The organism is Mucilaginibacter gilvus, from assembly GCF_004054195.1.
GTDB classification, from domain to species: Bacteria; Bacteroidota; Bacteroidia; order Sphingobacteriales; family Sphingobacteriaceae; genus Mucilaginibacter; species Mucilaginibacter gilvus.
The window spans coordinates 356055-372768 of record NZ_SBIW01000008.1; the positions used below are offsets into that span (position 1 = coordinate 356055).

A 16714-nucleotide genomic window follows, 5' to 3' on the forward strand; every position below is an offset into this window, starting at 1 on the left:
ATATTTGTATATGCAATTACCAGAGGCAAAAGGCAAGTTTATAGAGGCGTGGGGTAAATTAGGATCGGAGTGGGGGATAAACCGTACCATGGCGCAGGTACATGCACTGTTGTTGGTGAGCCCGAATGAGCTGACTACCGAGGAGATTATGGAGGAGCTGAAGATCTCTCGTGGCAACGCCAATATGACCCTGCGTGACCTCATCAGTTGGGGCCTTGTAGAGAAGCAGCATAAGGCAGGCGAGCGCAAAGAGTATTTTTATGCTGATAAAGATACCTGGAACATTGCCCGCCAGGTAGCCAAAGAACGCCGCAAGCGCGAATTGGACCCCATCATTAAAATCCTGGATGAGCTAAGCAAGGTAGAGGGCGAAAGTAAAGATGAAGCTTTTATCACTTTCAATAAATCGGTTACGGATATTAATAAGCTGGCCAAAAACGTAGACAAAACGTTGGAAACCATGCTGAAAGCGGAAGAAAACTGGTTCTGGAAATCTATCTTTAAGATGTTCAAATAATTTTTTTTGAGAATAAATTTCAAATGTTACTGAAAATTAAATTATAAATATTATCGCACATGAGTAAAATATTTACGCCGCAGTATAACGGATACCTGGTTGCAAACGCTGTTGGCTTCGCTATTATAGGGATCTCTAAATACTTATCCGGGCCCGGCAGCAACGGTGTGCTAATTTACTCGGAATTTATAATTGTCCCTTTTCTGATCGGTATTATTAGCGCCTGGTTTTGGCGCGACGACGAGATAAGCAGCATGACTTTGGTGTCGCGATGTGTGGCGAACTGCTTCGTGGCAATCGTATTAAGTATGGTGTTTTTAAGCGAAGGGATCATTTGCCTCATCATTGTATCCCCGCTGTTATGGACGTTTATCGTGGCTGGGTGCTTCACGGGCCGCGCCATGTTCCGGCGAAATAACAATACCCTTAATGCAAGTGTTTTGGCAATGCTACTCGTTTTATTTGTTGTTGATTCAACATCGGTACACCATTACGAAAACATGGTTGCCGATCGCATTGTAATCAATGCCCCGGTAAGCAAAGTCTGGAAAAATGTGGTGGCCTACAAACGCAATACCTCGCCCGACAAATACTGGCTGTTTAGGGTTGGTATGCCAAGCCCGGTAGAGTCTACCACCGAAGGCTATTACGTTGGTGCCAAACGTAAATGTGTTTTCAGCAACGGGTATGTGTTTGATGAAAAGATAGTGGTGTACGAGGAGAACAAAAACCTCACCTTCGATATCACCGATCAGCCCCGCGACCCGGAGATAATGGGGCATATCGATATCCTGCGCGGGCAGTTTTTACTGCAGGATAACGGCGATAATACCACAACTGTTATTGGCAACAGCTGGTACCGGCTATACGTTTTCCCGGTTTGGTATTACGATATCTGGGCGAAAAACGTTACCCGTAACGTGCATTTAAGGGTGATGGAGCACATTAAACAAATAAGTGAGGCGCAATAGATGTTCAGGTTTGTAACCCGATATTTAGGCTTTTTAAAAGCAGTACCCGGCACCGCGCTGGTGTTTGATGCCTGGCTGCGTATAGCGACTATTTTTACCCACCCGGAGGTATCCGGCTATATCGATAGCATAGAACGCGAGATCTCCGGCTGGGATAATACCTGTACGGGTATCCACAAATACGGCGGCCTGCAGTTTAGTTACGCAAAGCACGAGCTTGGGCATATCCACAGCAATGGCCTGCTTGATATGAGGTTCAGCCGGGAAATAAAACAGCAGATAATGGCCGTCGACAGCCGAGTTGAACATCATCATGTTTTTAAAAGCACCGGCTGGATAAGCTTTTACATCAAAACCGAAGCGGATGCCGTGTATGCAGTTAAGCTATTAACGATGGCTTACGAGGAATACAGGGCTAAAGAAAGAACTGGCCTGCCATTAGTTTAAGCGGTTATTAATCGCTCTTCCTTTTTTGCTCGGTCTCACCGATAAATACGGTGAGCTCCTTGATATAGCTATCCAGGGATTGTGCAGATCGTTTTAAAAAAACAACCATCTTTTTTAACTGGAACGGCGAATTTATAAAGCCCCCAATAATACTGGTGATGCCTAATATATTGGCCACCGGCTGGCGCACCTTGTGCGAAGTAATGAACATCATCTCTTCCATGCTCTTTACATAGTCCTTTAAATATTCTTCGGCCTTTTTTAATTCCTGGTAGGCAGATGCCAGTTCGTTGGCACGTTTTTCTTTTTCTTTGTTTTGGTAGGCAAGTTCTTTGTTTGCGATGATCAGTTCGTCGGCACGTTTTTCTTTTTCTTCATTTTGATAAGTAAGTTCGTGATTGGCAATGATGAGTTCCGCAGCCCGCGCTTCCTTTTCCTCATTTTGATAAGCGAGTTCTTTATTGGCAATGATGAGTTCCGCAGCCCGTTTTTCTTTCTCCTTATTTTGAAAAATAAGCTCATGGTTGGCAATGATGAGTTCTTCGGCCCGCTTGCTTTTTTCATCGTGCTGGTAGGCGAGTTCTTTGTTGGCTATGACCAGCTCTGCCGCCCGCGCCTCTTTTTCTTCGTTCTGGTAAGCAAGCTCTTGGTTGGCGATGATCAGCTCGGCGGCACGTTTTTCTCTTTCGCTATTTTGAAACGCAAGCTCTTTGTTTGCAATGATCAGTTCAGCGGCACGCGTTTCTTTTTCTTCATTTTGAAGGGCCAGTTCTTTATTGGCAATTATAAGTTCGGTGGATGTATTCGTTTTATCCATTTTGTATCGGCGTAGGTTAATGTGCCATGGGCACAAAAAAACAATCTATATTGTGGAAGAATAAAGGCAATCTTTTGCTAAAACGTAAGTTAAAAAATACCTCTTTCTAACAGGTAGGTAAATATAGAAATTATGAATAACACTCGCCACCTAATTCCTGCTCCGCGAAAAATATTATAATGAATATTTTATAACTATTGGGATAAATTACCGTATCAGTGAGCGGATATTATAACTATTAGTTTTAATATTTGTTTTTTATCCGGTGCTTCACCCTCGTTAATACTTAAACTTGCACTCATGTTAGCTCCTGTTTTTAATTCTGCCGGTAATGCACCCAACAATTACAACCTCGAGCTTTTTTTTGAGCTTTCGCCCGATCTTTTATGCATAGCCGGCTATGATGGTTTTTTTAAGCGCATCAATCCAACGGTAGCTAACACGTTAGGGTATAGTAATGAAGAATTGTTTGCCAGCCCAATCAACTCATTTGTACATCCCGACGATCAGCAGCTAACCGCCAGCAGCAGGCAAAATCTCACTAAAAACGTGCCGCTGCTCAACTTCGAGAACCGGTACCTAACCAAAACCGGGGAGGTGGTTTGGCTCTCGTGGACATCGATGCCGATAGAGAACGAACGGTTGGTTTTTGCCATCGCCAAAAACATCACTCATAAAAAGAAACAGGAAGAAGCACGTAATACCGAAATAGCCAACCTTACCCGCACTAATAACGATCTGAAGCAGCTAACATATGCTACCTCGCATGATCTGCGCTCGCCGGTAAGCAATTTGCTATCGGTTTTTAGCCTGCTGAATACTAATCAAATTACGGACCCCGAAACCCTAGAATTTATTGGGATGCTTAAAACAGCGACAGATAGCCTGAAGAACACCCTCAACGGCTACATGGATGCGCTGAGTCAGAATAACGTTTTAAATGTTTCGCTAGAACTGTTGGATCTTAACGAATGCCTTGGTGTGGTGCTGCTGTCGTTGCGGTCGTTTTTAAAAGACTCGAGGGCGGTGATAGACGTTGATTTTTCTGAATTACCCACCGTGAAGTTTAACAGGGTTTACCTGGAAAGCGTTTTCCTGAACCTGATCACCAATTCGGTAAAATATGCCCAGCCCGATAGTGTCCCGGTGATCATTATCCGCTCGCATCGCCGTAATGGCATCAGCGAATTAGTTTATACCGACCAGGGGCGGGGTTTTGATATGGAAAAAGTACAGGACAGGTTATTCGGTTTTAACCAAACATTTCATAACGATAAAAATGCCGACAGTAAGGGTGTTGGGCTATATTTAGTTTACAACCACATTACCAGCCTCGGCGGCCACATCACCGTTGATAGCGAAGTGAATAAAGGCGCCCGGTTCAATATTTCTTTTAGGGATTAAGGGCTTTTGTAAAGAACAATACCCGCTATCCCTTCTCTGAACAATTCCCAATAAATTCTTCATTTAAGAAGCATCTACATTACCTCTTTTGTGCACCGGCAATAAAAACCGCAAAAAGCTGTAAGGTTTCTCCCCGATTACCTACAAACGGGTAAACCAAACACTTGCATCATGAAGAAGCTGTCACCCCATCTGTTGATTGTGCTTTCCATAGTAATTTTTGCATCCTGCGGAAAAGACAACAGTTCAAACGATGCGGTAGGCATTGTGCCTGCCACTCCTCAAAGCCTTACCATCACCGCTGATAAAACGCGCATCGCTGCCGATGGGATAGAGCATGCCACATTTACGGTAAAAGATGCAAACAATTTAGATGTTACCTCATCTACGTTGTTCTTAATAAACGGACAGGAAATTCAGATGAATAGCTTTGCTACCAGCTTACCGGGCAGCTACCAGGTAAAGGCCCGGAACGGAGCCCTGTCTTCGCCGGTGATCAACATCATTGCAGAAAGTGGCGCTACATCTGTATTTACCCAAAAAACAATAGCCGAATTTTTTACCGGTACATGGTGCGGGATCTGCCCGGGTACACTGATACCGCTGGATAGTTATACAGCCAATAACCCATCAACTATTATGATAGGCATACACGGCCCAAAAGGCAGCGACGATCCCTTTCAATATGAATACGACCCCCAGTTGCGCAGCAAGTTTAATATAAATGGCGTGCCTACTGTTTTATTGAACCGGAATGGATTTTGGGACGGAAATACTTCCAAATTGGATGAATTGGCCAGGAACAACGCTCCCCTGGGGATTGGTATAGCTACAACGATCAATGGCGGCAAAATATCCGTGAAAACCAGCATTCGGTTTGGCGCAACTATCACCGCGCCTTTAAAGCTGGTAGTAATGCTTGTTGAAGATAACGTGCCCTACAATCAAGCCAACTACGGGCATTTTAACCTGCCTAATCCTATTAAAGGCTTTATTCACCATAATATTTTAAGAAGCACCGCTACCGATATTTTTGGCGATAGCATGCCCGTAGCGCAGCAAACAAAGGATAACGTTTGGCAAAAAGATTTTGTAATAGATGCAGCAGGCTACCAGATAGCACGGACCCGCATAGTTGCATTTGTGCTTTATGATAGTGCCGCAAGCAGCAGCAGGGGTGTTTTAAACGCTCAGGTGGTTAACGCCGGCCAAAGCGAAAACTATTAAACCTACAACATCATGTATAAAATATTGACATTTCTTACGCTATGCTTTAACCTGCCCTGCATGGCGCAAAGCGAATTACCCGCTGTAAAAATAAAGGAACTCTCCGGTAAAGAGGTAGCTTTTAATACCTTGCTTGCCAATGGGGATACCGCTACGGTAATTAGTTTTTGGGCAACCTGGTGCCTGCCCTGCATTACCGAACTGGAGACTATAAACGATGACCTGCCTGGGCTGAAAAAAGCTACCCCTTTTAAAATCCTGGCCATATCTGTTGATGATGCACGCACAACACCCAAGGTACGGTCGTTCGCTGCGGGTAAAGGCTGGGATTTTGATTTTTATACAGATGCTAACGGTGATTTAAAAAGAGCGCTCAATATCAACGATATCCCTTATGTGATGATCATCAAAAAGGGCATAATAGTTTACCAGCATACCGGCTACGTACCCGGTAACGAAGAGGAACTTTATGATAAATTAAAGAGCCTTTGATCTGTAGCCAATCCACCTAACCAAATCTGCATTCATGAAAAAAATTTATGGCGTACTGCTGCTTACTTGTTTTTGCCGCTTAGCCTATGCACAGCTGCCGGATGTTGGCGGCCATTTAAGCGGAAGCTTTGAATCGTACACGCAATTTTACCAGCCCGATAAAAAGATCAACGCTGTTTTACCGCAGGATAGGGTTGGCTCCAATAACTACCTCAAGCTGGATTATAATATTGGCGCGTTCTCGGCCGGGTTGCAATATGAGGCGTACTTGCCTTCTATAGCCGGGTATCCTTACGATATTAAAAAGAGCAAGCTCATCAACCGGTATTTTAAATATGCGCCAAAAAATTTCTCCATACAGGTGGGCGATTTTTACGATCAGTTTGGTAGCGGGCTCATATTCCGTGCCTATGAAAACCGGCAAATAGGGATCAATAACGCAGTAGAAGGAGTACACATCGCCGTTAAACCCTTTCCTTTTCTTAATCTGAAAGCCCTTTATGGTAACCAACGCAAGGTTTTTGAGCGCGCCAACTCGATAGTAAGGGGAATAGATGGCGAAATTGATTTCTCTAAGATCGGCTCGTTTCTTAACGGTAGTACCCGCTTATCGGGAGGTTTTAGCTTTGTGAGCCGTAACCAGGAATACACCGGCCCCGATCCTGAAATAAACGCTACAGTGAATGCCATCTCGGGCCGGCTGGGTATCAGCGGCTCAACCGCCTCGCTCGACGTAGAATACGTGCAAAAAGGCAGCGACCCAAGCGTGAGCAACAATAACGATAAAACAACAGGCAAGGCCCTATTAATAAACGGCACTTATGCCAAAAGCAATTTTGGCGCTAACCTTACCCTCCGCAGTATAGAGAATCTCGACTTTAGGGGCGAGCGTGGCGAAACGGGCACATCGGTGCCGGTGAATTTTATACCGGCACTAACCAGGCAGCACGATTACCTGACCACTAACATATACGTTTACGCGGCACAGGCCTTTGCCGAAACCGGCGGTCAGCTCGATTTTTTTTTTACCATAAAAGGCGATGAGGGCAAGCCATCGCGTATTGCTATTAATGTGGCGCATTACCGGGGACTTAACGATAATGATGATCTTTTTAGCCCCGGCAAGCAAACCTATTACAACGATGCCAATATAGATTGGCGCAAAACCTGGAGCAAAACCTTCAGCACCAACCTGTCTTATTATAATATATTCTATAATAAAAGCGTGGTGGAGGGTGGCCTGCACGATAATGTGAAAGCAAATATTGTAGTATTGAGCGCGCTGTATAAGTACGCTAAAAGAAAATCTATCCGGTACGAGATCCAAAACCTGTTTACCAAACAGGATGATGGTAATTGGTTTGCATCGGTATTGGAACTGGGCTTTGCCCCCAAATACTCGGTTTACTTGAGCGATCTGTACAACTACGGGGTAACCAAAATACATTATCCAAATTTAGGCGGTAGCTATACCAATGGCGGCAGTCGCTTTTCGTTAAGTTATGGCCGACAGCGCGCGGGGTTGTTCTGCGTGGGTGGTATTTGCCGCTATGTACCTGCGGCAACAGGTATTACAGCCACACTAACTACAACCTTCAGCAAGTAAAATATTTAGCGCATTGTTGATGACAGGAGCGGCAATTTTTGCCATTTACTTTAACCCGCTACCCATTGCATACGTTTTTTCGCGCAAGTAGCTCAGCGTAGTGCCGCTGCTATGGTGCCCAGCTACTTCGGTCGGCAATATGGGGCTACCTATTTTAACGTATAATTTATGCCCCCGTTTGTTAAACAACTGCGAAAAAAGCATAATGGTTTGTAATGAAGGGTGTATAAACCTCACCAGGCTAAACAACAGGCCGTTGTTGCCATGGAAATATACCGGGAGTATGGGTTGGTTTGCTTTCGCGATGATCTTGCCCACTACCGGGTGCCACTCCTTATCAGTTATTTGCTTTTTCTTGAAGCAGTACGATGAAACCTCCCCTGCCGGGAAAATGGCCACCGGCACGCCTTCCTTTAATACTTTAAGCGTGGTTTTTAAACCGCTGATACTGGATGCATCCTTTATGTTGTCAAAAGGATTTACTGCGATAATATGATCGGCCAGGTTGGGGACCTTCTTTAGCAAAAAATTACCCATGAACAGGGCTTCGGGGCGTTTTTTAACCAGTATGCTCAGCAGGGCCAGCGACTCGATAGCCCCATACGGATGATTGGCCACCGTAATAAAAGCGCCATTTGCAGGGATATGGGCGAGCGCCGCATCATCAATGATGATAGTGACCCCTAATATTTTAAGCAGGTGATCGGCGAACGCCACGCCTTTTAAGGCCCTGGCATTCTCCATCATACTGTTAAAGGCGTCAATTTTTAGGGCGTTCATTAAAAATGAAGAGAGCAGGGGGAGGCCATTGATACCGGTTGCCTTAGAAAAATCTGCTTTGGAAATGGCCGTCATCGTTACCTAAGTTATCTTACAAAAATATTTAACAGATGTTAACTGAAAGTATCAATACTATTAAGTTGGATTACGGCACGGATTTGGTGTTTTAATTGCGACAGAATAATTTAAGTGTTAATTGTTTGTTATTATTAAGTTTTTTTTGTGTAAATTTAAACTACCAATTATAAATCTAAATTGTACCGTCTTGCTAAAACATATTTCACCTGCCTGGTGGTTTTTACCCTGTGCTGTTTAAATGCACGGGCAGATGAACAGCGGATATGTTTTGAATTTTATAACGGTACGTTTAACAGCCAGATAGACAAGGCGCTGGTATTAGATATGCCTGCACAGTTATCCCCGGCATCAGTAAAAGATTTCTATAAACAACTCAACGCGGGCAATTACCAGCCGGTTATAGATTCGTTAACCGCCTACAAAAACCGCTACGAATTAAACGATTGGCTGTATTACCAGCTCATCCGCAAAACTGCCCAGCAAATAAGCCCCAAAGCCGATAATTACGGTCGGTATACGCTATACAAATGGTTCCTGCTGGCAAAAAGTGGCTATGATGCCCGGCTGGCGCTTACCGGTGATAAAAAGATCATATTTTATGTGCTGAATGATGAGGATATATCTGATATCCCCTCATTTAAGGTGGACGGTGAAAAATACATGTGCCTCAACTACCACGATTATGCTAAGGCCGATATCAAGCAGGACCCACCGGTGCCCGTAGCCGTAAACATCCCCGAAGCAAAAAAAGCGTTCTCCTATAAGGTTACCCGGATGCCAAATTTTAAGGCCGGCGACTATCAGGAAAAGGAATTGCAGTTTACTTATCACCACAAAGTGTACTACTTTAACATTAAACTAAACCCCGATGTAGAAACCATTTTTATGAATTACCCGGGTGTTGGTTTTGAAAGCTACTTTAATATCCCGCTTAGCAAGGAAACGTATAGTTCGCTCATTCCGCTGCTGAAACAAAATTTAAAGGGCATGAACCAAAAGAAAGGGGTAGATTATCTGATGCACTTTACCCGTTATGCTTTTTTATACGAGGATGATGCAGAGAACTATGGCAAGGAGAAACGCCTCTCGCCAGAGGAAACCCTTTTTGCCAAGTACAGCGATTGCGACGACCGCGCCGCTTTGTTTTTTTACCTCGTAAAGGAAATTTACAACCTACCCATGATAGCCCTGTTGTACCCAACCCATATTACTATGGCGGTGCAGTTTAGCAAGCCGGTAGGCAGCCCGATTGTTTATAGAGGCAATACCTACTCGGTTTGCGAGCCTACCCCGCAACGCGAAGACCTGCACATTGGACAGCTATCTGCCAAGCTAAAAAATATACCTTACGAGGTAGTTTATCAGTACGTGCCGCAGGTGAAATAACTATTCCTTCGTATCCAAAAATTCTTCTACCACGGCTACTGTTAGCTCGGGTACTTTGCTGCCTTTTTTTCCATTTACCAATTCGCCCAGGTAGGCGCCGTGCCCGCCTGGGAATACAGCCAGTTTAGCGCCATGTATCAGGTGGGTTATTTCTATGGCGTGTTCGGGAGGGGCAACATCGGCATCTCCGGTGATAATAAGCGTGGGCACTTTTATACTACGGATAGCATCATCGGGCCAGCCTTTAAATTGCTGCATCCGGCGGAGCGATTTATCGTGCATGTTTTGCAACGCCTGTGGGTCGGGGTTAATGGAACGGAACTCATCTTTATAATGTTGCGGCATATCCTTAAAGCTTGCCTTGCTCATAAAATCCCAAAACCAGGGTTGGGCACCTTCGCGTTTTGTAAATGCCGAGGCCACTACAATTTTGCGCGTAAGCTGCGGATAACTCATAGCTATTTGCAGGGTGGTATGCCCGCCATTGCTAAAACCCATAAAATCGACCTGTTTGATGCCCAGTTGTTTCAGCAATTCGGCAACATCGGCGGCGTCCTGTTCAAAAGAATAGGGGGCGTTGCGGTCGCTGGTGTGGCCGTTGCCCTGCAGTTCTACAGCAATTACCTGTCTGTGTAGCGCAAAAAGCGGCAGCGAGCGCCCAAATGTAGTGCGGATGGTTGAGCCACCGCCATGGATCAATACCAAGGGCATTCCTTTGCCATGGATCTCGTAATACATTTTAATACCGTTCACATTTTTGTATCCGGTAATGCTGTCAGTTTTCATGTTGGTAATGTTTGGTGTTGAAGTTTTGTTGCTAGCAGTATCTTCGCAGGCACACATAAAAGCGGCTATGATGAAAAGGTAAATTGCCTGCTGTATTTTGTTTGCTGTTTTCATGGGCGATCAGGTTTTGGCTGTTAAATCATCTAAATTGCTAAACATCTGTAGCCAACTTTGGTAAGCACCCGTTTGTTTCGCCAGTTCTTCTGATACGGTTTGGTGCAGCGTGAAACTGCATTTATCGCCAATGGCTTTAAAAGTTACCGTAGTGATGATGGTACCGGGCCATTTCTCGTCCTTGCCCGAGTCTGCCAGGCGGTTCCCCTCCGAATCTGTGATGTATATCGAAAACACCAACTTCTCGGGGAAAACAACCTCCAGGTATTCGCCTTTGCACCAGCAATCGCCATAAGTGGGGTTATGGATGCAGGTTTGGAAGGTGCCGCCGGGTGTTACCTCCATCGAAAAAATATCAATGGTGCAGTCATCGGGCGCGTACCAGTGTTTCAATTGTTCAGGGTCGGTCCATGCTTTAAAAACCAGTTCGCGCGGGGCATCGCATAGGTGGCTTATCCAAACTTCTTTTGGTTTGGTGTTGTTACTTTGTTCCATCAGTTGTAGGTTTTGCTTGTATTTCGGTTAAAAAATTATCCAGCGCGGTAAAGCGGCCGGTCCATAGTTTTTTCGATTCTGCTACCCAATCAGTCACTTCGGTCAGTTGATCCAGTTTGGCCTCGCAAAAGCGTTCGCGGCCCTGCCTGCGAATGGTGACCAACCCGCACTCCGTTAAAATTTTAATGTGGTTGGATACCGCCTGCCGGCTGATATCAAAGGCTTCGGCCACGGCATTCAAATTCATGGCCTCCGCTGCTATGCGGCTGATGATCTGCCTGCGGGTTGGGTCGGCAATGGCCTGGAAAACATCTCTTCTAATAATCATTATGCAAGTATATGGTTGCAAATATAAATGCAATCAAGTGATTGCGCAAGTGTTATTTAAAAAATAGCACATCGAAATAACTTACTTGGAAATAAAAGGCCCGGTAACTCACGCGGGCGCTACCCTTGGCAGGGTGCTGTTTTATGATAAAGCATTGCCGGTAAACACAGTATATCATGCAGCAGCTGCGATAAGCAAGGTTTAGCCTTCAACGTTGATGCTATCCAAAGCTTGGGAGTGAACAGTGTTACTACCCGGCACTCTATGCGGCTGGTGAACAGCAGTTTTACCCAGGAAGTGCGTTTCTTTTGGGATAAGTGGCAGCCTGGCTAATTTAGTCGCGGTGGTTAATCATTATAACCAAATTGTGGTAAGCCCTGCAAATACAAATTTGGATGCTAAGCTCAACGGTGGCGGTCGCGGGCAAAACCTGCGATTAAGCGCGGTGCAACACGGTGCTATAATTGCTTTTTTGGGGACGCTGAGCGGCAAGGATGTTTATACCAATAAAAAATGGGGGAACCCCTTTTTGAATAATTAGGTGCCCTATACATTGTTGTGGTAACCCATTTTAATGAGGCTCGCTGCCTGAGTTAATGGTTTATTGGATAGCTGTATCGTGTTCTAAAGGCAGGTAAAAATAAAAGCTGCTGCCTGTACCGGGTATGCTTTCTATAGAAAAACTGCCATTATGCTTTTTTATAATTTCTGATGCGATGTAAAGCCCAAGGCCTACGCCCTGGTAATGCATGGCTGTTTTACTGACCCGGTAAAAGCGTTTAAATAACTGATCGATATCCTCTTTTGCTATACCTATTCCAAAATCCTGCACTATTACTATTATTTGGCCGGCTTCTACCTCAGCTTTTACTATTATTAATGATGAATTTGGAGAATATTTAATGGCATTATTTAGGAGGTTAACCATAACCTGTTCTATCCGGAACTGGTCGCCCATGTAGCGAATATCAATATCGTTTTCCAGTAATATCTGGTGTTGAAGTGAGGTCTGCTGTACATTAAATATACTGTTAACCAGCGCGTCCGAAAAATTGAACTCAGTGATGTTCAGGTCTATTTGTCCGGAGTTGATCTTGGTAACATCCAGCAGGTCTTCTATCAGTCTTTCCAGCCGTTTTATGCTGTGGTTTGCGTTTAATATAAAGGCGTAACTTTTATCGGTTTTGTTTGCCGTCTTTTCCAGCAACTGGTTTATGGCTTTTATACTTGTTAGGGGTGTTTTAAATTCGTGGCTTACAATATTAAAAAACTCGTCCTTTTTTGCTTCCGCTTCTGCTCGTCTTTCTTTTTCCCTTGCCTGTATCAATAGTTCGGTATCGGCAATGATAAGTTCCTGCGCCCGTTTTTCTTTTTCTTCATTCTGAAAAATCAATTCGGTATTGGCAATAACTAACTCAGCGGCCCTTTTTTCTTTTTCCTGGTTTTGAAAGATCAGCTCGGCGTTAGCTATGATCAGTTCGGCTGCTCTGCTTTCCTTCTCCTTGTTCTGAAAAACAAGTTCGTGGTTGGCTATAATTAATTCGGCCGCACGCTTCTCCTTTTCTTCATTCTGAAAGGCCAACTCATGGTTGGCTACGATGAGTTCGGCGGCCCTGCTTTCCTTCTCTTGGTTCTGAAAAACAAGTTCGTGGTTGGCTATAATTAACTCCGCTGCCCGTTTTTCCTTTTCATCATTCTGAAAGGCCAGCTCATGGTTGGCAATGATGAGTTCGGCTGCCCGCTTTTCTTTTTCCTGGTTTTGAAAAAGCAGCTCAGTATTGGCAACTATCAATTCAGCGGCCCGTTTCTCTTTCTCCTGGTTTTGGAATATCAATTCGGTATTTGCTAACAGCAACTCAGCGGCCCGTTTTTCCTTTTCGAGATTTTGAAAATTCAGCTGCGCATAAGCAACGGCCAGTTCGGCAGCGCGTTTCTCCTTCTCTTCGTTTTGAAAAAGCAATTCTATATTGGCTATAATGAGCTCTGCTGCCCGCTTTTCTTTTTCTTCGTATAAAAGGTCGAGTTTTTTATTGGCGGAGATCAGTTCTTTTGCACGCTTTAATTTTTCTGAATTTTGAAAATCAAGCTCTTCATTGGCTATGACCAATTCATTGGCCCGTCTTGCTTTTTCTTCGTTTTGAAGGTCGAGTTCGATGTTGGCAAGGATCAACTCTGCAGCGAGTTTTGCTTTTTCCTGGTTTTGAAGGACCAATTCGCGATTAGCGAAGATCAATTCATCCGATAGGTCTCTTTTATCCATAATTGGGGCCGACTGTTGTCGTTTAAGGTGTGCTAATCCCCGTCCGAACGGAAAGATGCAAATTATGGTAAGTGATTTTAAGCTTGCTACACTTAAAAAGACCGGATTTACACAAGGTACATAAAAATTGGGCTATGTGCGGGTTTTAATTTATGTAAAAGCGAGGAGTCATAAATGGGAGCATTTTATGACTTCCTTGCGGCGCGCTTTTAGCCCGGGCACAATCAGCGTTTTACTATTGCGATTTGCCCCCTTTTACCACAATACCGCCAATTGGCTGGCCCGGGCTAACAGCTTCGGTTGAATTTTTTTTGATGCCCGCCTGGTTGATGCCTTTGGCTTCAGGCGCAGCGGGTGTTGCGTTTATTTCCTCGTTTTTACGGCCGCCGGTGTAAGTCCTGTGCTCATCAGCTGCTGTGGCTTGTTCAGGTATCGGTTGAACAGGTGCTGCTTTAACAGATGCGACAACGATACCTGCAACAGCACCGCCTGTAATACCGGTAGGCCCGGGTGTTAAAGATGCGCCGTTTGCCAATGCCGAGCCGGCAGCGTGCAGGCCGGCGTTTACTTTTTCGCCAAAGGTTGCGCCTTGGGTTTGTTTGGCAACGGTAACATTCATTGAGATCCGGTTGGGCATCCCGCTATTGATAGAATTGATGCTTTTTTCTGAAGATGCCTGGGCAAAAGCTGCTACACTTAATAATGATAATACAACTGAGGTTAGATACTTTTTCATGATGCTTGATATTTGTTTTGGTTTTTATACCACTATATCAACAGCATCTGTAATTGTTACCCCCTGTTTTTAAACTTTTTTTAATTAGGCTAATAACGTGCATTTATACACCCTAATATGTCGCATTCATACCTTTGCGGTGTGGTTTTATGGTGGTATTTTTACTCAACAAAAAATTTAAACCATGATTGAAACTAAATCAACCTCAAAAGCCGCCACCATAGCGGGCTGGATCATCAGCGGATTAATTATTCTTTTTTACCTGTTCGATGCAATTGGTAAAATTGTTAAAGAAAAGCATTCGGTAGACGGTAGCGTTGCGCTCGGCTGGCCCATAGAACACATACCAACGATTGGCTTTATATTATTGGCTTGCACTATTCTTTATGCCATCCCGCGCACATCTGTACTGGGGGCGGTTCTTATTACAGGCTATCTGGGCGGTGCCATGGCCGTTATGATGCGGACTCCGGGCCAGCCATATCTTTTTCCGTTGTTATTTGGAGCGTTAACCTGGGCAGGCATCTACTTCCGTAACAAAAAGCTACAGTCGCTGGTAAAGGGAACGGCCTAAATATTACTTATAGCATGAAAGCCTGCGAGTATTTAATTCGCAGGCTTTTTTGTGATTTAAATTTAGGTGATAAGATGTTTAGGGTTAATTGTTCATTTTTTTAATACCGCCGTTTTGGATTCATTTTCTTCCAGGTCAACTGCCTTAATAAATAGCTTGCCCTTAGGCCAGGCTTGCCCGGCAATGGGCCGCCAATGTGTTAACGGTGTAAAGGCTATTCGTTGGCCATTGCAATAAATGTTATACCCTGCCAGTCCTGCGTTATCGTGGGCAGGCATCCAACCGAGTTGTTTGTGTATGCCTTTGCCGGTAACGGTAAGTTTTTTGGGTACGGAAGGCGCTGCATGGTCTGGCTGCAAGCGGTTGGTGCAATTGATAAAGGCACGCAGAACGTGATAGGTCCCTTTCCAGATCTGACCCTTCAGTGCCGGCTTGTAATTGGGTTGTTTATCAATCCCGCCCTGGTACCAATCGCCATGCTCGTGGTCAATCAGGTTGGTTTGCACGTAATTCCAAAGCTTGTAAAACTTTTGGCCGTATTGCAGGGTGTCGTTAGGGTACATATCATCAAACATCAATAGGGTATTTAATCCTTCGGCCTGTGCCCACCAGTTTTTGGTATCAGCAATAATGGTGATGCCGGGTTTATCCTTAAAATAATAACCTTCGTCGTAAAAACCGCCGGTGGCATTATCCCAGCCGTTTTTCAGCGCGTGATCAAGCATCCGCTTGGCAACAGTTTGGGTTGTGATGTCATTTTTCAGCCCCAGCAGGTGCGAAGCTTCCAGCATCAGGTAAGCGGTTTCCACATCATGGCCGAAGGATACATGGTCCAGCGAATGATAGCTTAATGTTACTGCCTGCGAAGAATCGCGGAAGCTCACCGGGGTCCAGTCAGGCTGAAAAAACAGGCCGAGATTGCCTTTTGGTGTAACAATTTTATCGCGGATCAAAAACAGCATTTCCTGTAAGCGTTCTTTGAGCAGTTTATCCGGCCAAACACGGTATAGTTCGGAAAATGCTTCCAGCAGGTGGATGGACGTGTTCTGATCTTTATAACCGGTTTCCGCATGGGGGGGCGTGGATGCGCTGCGTTGTATGGGCGTACCATCCAATTGCATGTGCTGGTAGTAGCCTTTGTACATAGGGTCGTGGCTATGCTGCTCTAACCAGTGGAATTGTTTTATAGCAAGATTGAGCGCACCGGTGTCACCGCTTTGGTGATAATAAGCGGCGATGGCGTACAACGCAAACGAGTTCCCGTAAGCTTCCTTTGGAGCAAAGCCACCGCTTTTTGGCTTACCCTGCCTATCTGTATAGGTATGAAAGCCGCCGTATTGCTTATCCCAAAGTACATTTTTTAGGAATTGATAACCCTGCGCCGCGCCCTTGCTGTAGTAGCTAACGGAGGGATATAACTCTGCCGCCCGGGCATTACTCCAAACGTGCCGGGCCTGTGTTACGATCATTTTGTCCTGCGCACCCTGCGGTTTAAACTCGAAGGTGAACGTGCTTAAAAAGCCGCCATAAGTAGTGTCGATAGCTGCCGGATACCAGGGCTTCAGCAATTCGTCTACCATTGATCGTTTCATTTCGTCATAAACCTGTTTGCGGGTATTGGCCACCGGGGATTGCGCAAACGTACCGCCGTAGATCAATAAGGAAAGTATGGTTGTATTGAAGGTTTTTTTCACGT

19 protein-coding genes are annotated in these 16714 nt (G+C 44.9%); 11 read left to right on the top strand and 8 right to left on the bottom strand.

The window, feature by feature from the left end; genetic code table 11:
- Positions 1 to 10: 10 nt before the first annotated feature.
- From EPL05_RS18415 to EPL05_RS18425, 3 genes are read left to right on the top strand one after another with little or no spacing between them, the layout of a single operon-like run.
- Complete coding sequence (locus tag EPL05_RS18415) at positions 11 to 517, top strand: GbsR/MarR family transcriptional regulator (protein ID WP_128535455.1); 507 nt, start codon at positions 11 to 13, stop codon at positions 515 to 517.
- A 59-nt stretch (positions 518 to 576) separates the two neighbouring features.
- The gene (locus EPL05_RS18420) at positions 577 to 1488 is read left to right on the top strand and encodes an SRPBCC family protein (protein ID WP_128535456.1); all 912 of its coding nucleotides are present in this window, start codon (positions 577 to 579) and stop codon (positions 1486 to 1488) included.
- Positions 1489 to 1935 carry a luciferase domain-containing protein gene (locus tag EPL05_RS18425; RefSeq protein WP_128535457.1) on the top strand — a complete coding sequence of 149 codons (447 nt, stop codon included), beginning with the start codon at positions 1489 to 1491 and terminating at the stop codon, positions 1933 to 1935.
- A gap of 7 nt (positions 1936 to 1942) precedes the next feature.
- Here EPL05_RS18425 and EPL05_RS18430 read toward each other — a convergent pair whose 3' ends face one another.
- Positions 1943 to 2752 carry a diguanylate cyclase gene (locus tag EPL05_RS18430; RefSeq protein ID WP_128535458.1) on the bottom strand — a complete coding sequence of 270 codons (810 nt, stop codon included), beginning with the start codon at positions 2750 to 2752 and terminating at the stop codon, positions 1943 to 1945.
- Positions 2753 to 3052: 300 nt separating this feature from the next.
- Between EPL05_RS18430 and EPL05_RS18435 the strand changes: the two genes are divergently transcribed.
- The 4 genes from EPL05_RS18435 (at position 3053) to EPL05_RS18450 (ending at position 7481) form a co-directional block, all read left to right on the top strand.
- A complete protein-coding gene (locus EPL05_RS18435) occupies positions 3053 to 4156 on the top strand; it encodes a PAS domain-containing sensor histidine kinase (protein WP_128535459.1) in 1104 nt (367 codons plus the stop codon).
- A 171-nt stretch (positions 4157 to 4327) separates the two neighbouring features.
- Entirely contained in the window at positions 4328 to 5383 is a 1056-nt protein-coding gene (locus EPL05_RS18440; protein WP_128535460.1) for an Omp28-related outer membrane protein, read from the top strand.
- Between the two features lie 12 nt (positions 5384 to 5395).
- A complete protein-coding gene (locus tag EPL05_RS18445; protein ID WP_128535461.1) occupies positions 5396 to 5875 on the top strand; it encodes a TlpA family protein disulfide reductase in 480 nt (159 codons plus the stop codon).
- A gap of 34 nt (positions 5876 to 5909) precedes the next feature.
- On the top strand, positions 5910 to 7481 hold the full coding sequence (locus tag EPL05_RS18450; protein ID WP_128535462.1) for a DUF6029 family protein: 1572 nt from the start codon (positions 5910 to 5912) through the stop codon (positions 7479 to 7481).
- A gap of 45 nt (positions 7482 to 7526) precedes the next feature.
- Here the strand turns inward: EPL05_RS18450 and EPL05_RS18455 are convergent, their stop codons facing one another.
- Positions 7527 to 8336: a 1-acyl-sn-glycerol-3-phosphate acyltransferase gene (locus EPL05_RS18455; RefSeq protein WP_128535463.1), complete on the bottom strand. Its 810-nt coding sequence runs from the start codon at positions 8334 to 8336 to the stop codon at positions 7527 to 7529.
- A gap of 180 nt (positions 8337 to 8516) precedes the next feature.
- On the opposite strand from EPL05_RS18455, the gene EPL05_RS18460 reads away from it, so the two are divergent.
- Entirely contained in the window at positions 8517 to 9725 is a 1209-nt protein-coding gene (locus tag EPL05_RS18460; protein ID WP_317127895.1) for a hypothetical protein, read from the top strand.
- Here the strand turns inward: EPL05_RS18460 and EPL05_RS18465 are convergent, their stop codons facing one another.
- The 3 genes from EPL05_RS18465 to EPL05_RS18475 are packed head-to-tail and all read right to left on the bottom strand — an operon-like array spanning position 9726 to position 11448.
- The gene (locus tag EPL05_RS18465) at positions 9726 to 10625 is read right to left on the bottom strand and encodes an alpha/beta fold hydrolase (protein ID WP_128535464.1); all 900 of its coding nucleotides are present in this window, start codon (positions 10623 to 10625) and stop codon (positions 9726 to 9728) included. It lies immediately after the preceding gene.
- Positions 10626 to 10631: 6 nt separating this feature from the next.
- The gene (locus EPL05_RS18470; RefSeq protein ID WP_128535465.1) at positions 10632 to 11120 is read right to left on the bottom strand and encodes an SRPBCC family protein; all 489 of its coding nucleotides are present in this window, start codon (positions 11118 to 11120) and stop codon (positions 10632 to 10634) included.
- On the bottom strand, positions 11107 to 11448 hold the full coding sequence (locus EPL05_RS18475; RefSeq protein WP_128535466.1) for an ArsR/SmtB family transcription factor: 342 nt from the start codon (positions 11446 to 11448) through the stop codon (positions 11107 to 11109). Before EPL05_RS18475 ends, EPL05_RS18470 begins: the two co-directional genes overlap by 14 nt.
- Positions 11449 to 11619: 171 nt before the next feature.
- Between EPL05_RS18475 and EPL05_RS24685 the strand changes: the two genes are divergently transcribed.
- Both EPL05_RS24685 and EPL05_RS24080 read left to right on the top strand, forming a co-directional pair.
- Entirely contained in the window at positions 11620 to 11781 is a 162-nt protein-coding gene (locus EPL05_RS24685) for a hypothetical protein (protein ID WP_394342741.1), read from the top strand.
- Between the two features lie 34 nt (positions 11782 to 11815).
- Entirely contained in the window at positions 11816 to 11989 is a 174-nt protein-coding gene (locus EPL05_RS24080) for a hypothetical protein (protein WP_166727746.1), read from the top strand.
- 60 nt (positions 11990 to 12049) lie between these two features.
- Here EPL05_RS24080 and EPL05_RS18485 read toward each other — a convergent pair whose 3' ends face one another.
- Entirely contained in the window at positions 12050 to 13708 is a 1659-nt protein-coding gene (locus tag EPL05_RS18485) for a sensor histidine kinase (protein WP_128535467.1), read from the bottom strand.
- 235 nt (positions 13709 to 13943) lie between these two features.
- Positions 13944 to 14444 (bottom strand): hypothetical protein, encoded by a 501-nt coding sequence (locus EPL05_RS18490; protein WP_128535468.1) that lies wholly within the window; start codon positions 14442 to 14444, stop codon positions 13944 to 13946.
- A gap of 184 nt (positions 14445 to 14628) precedes the next feature.
- On the opposite strand from EPL05_RS18490, the gene EPL05_RS18495 reads away from it, so the two are divergent.
- The gene (locus EPL05_RS18495; RefSeq protein ID WP_128535469.1) at positions 14629 to 15018 is read left to right on the top strand and encodes a DoxX family protein; all 390 of its coding nucleotides are present in this window, start codon (positions 14629 to 14631) and stop codon (positions 15016 to 15018) included.
- Positions 15019 to 15110: 92 nt separating this feature from the next.
- On the opposite strand, the gene EPL05_RS18500 is transcribed toward EPL05_RS18495, so the two are convergent.
- Positions 15111 to 16712, bottom strand: coding sequence for an AGE family epimerase/isomerase (locus EPL05_RS18500; protein WP_208394783.1), 1602 nt, complete (start codon positions 16710 to 16712; stop codon positions 15111 to 15113).
- Positions 16713 to 16714 lie beyond the last annotated feature (2 nt).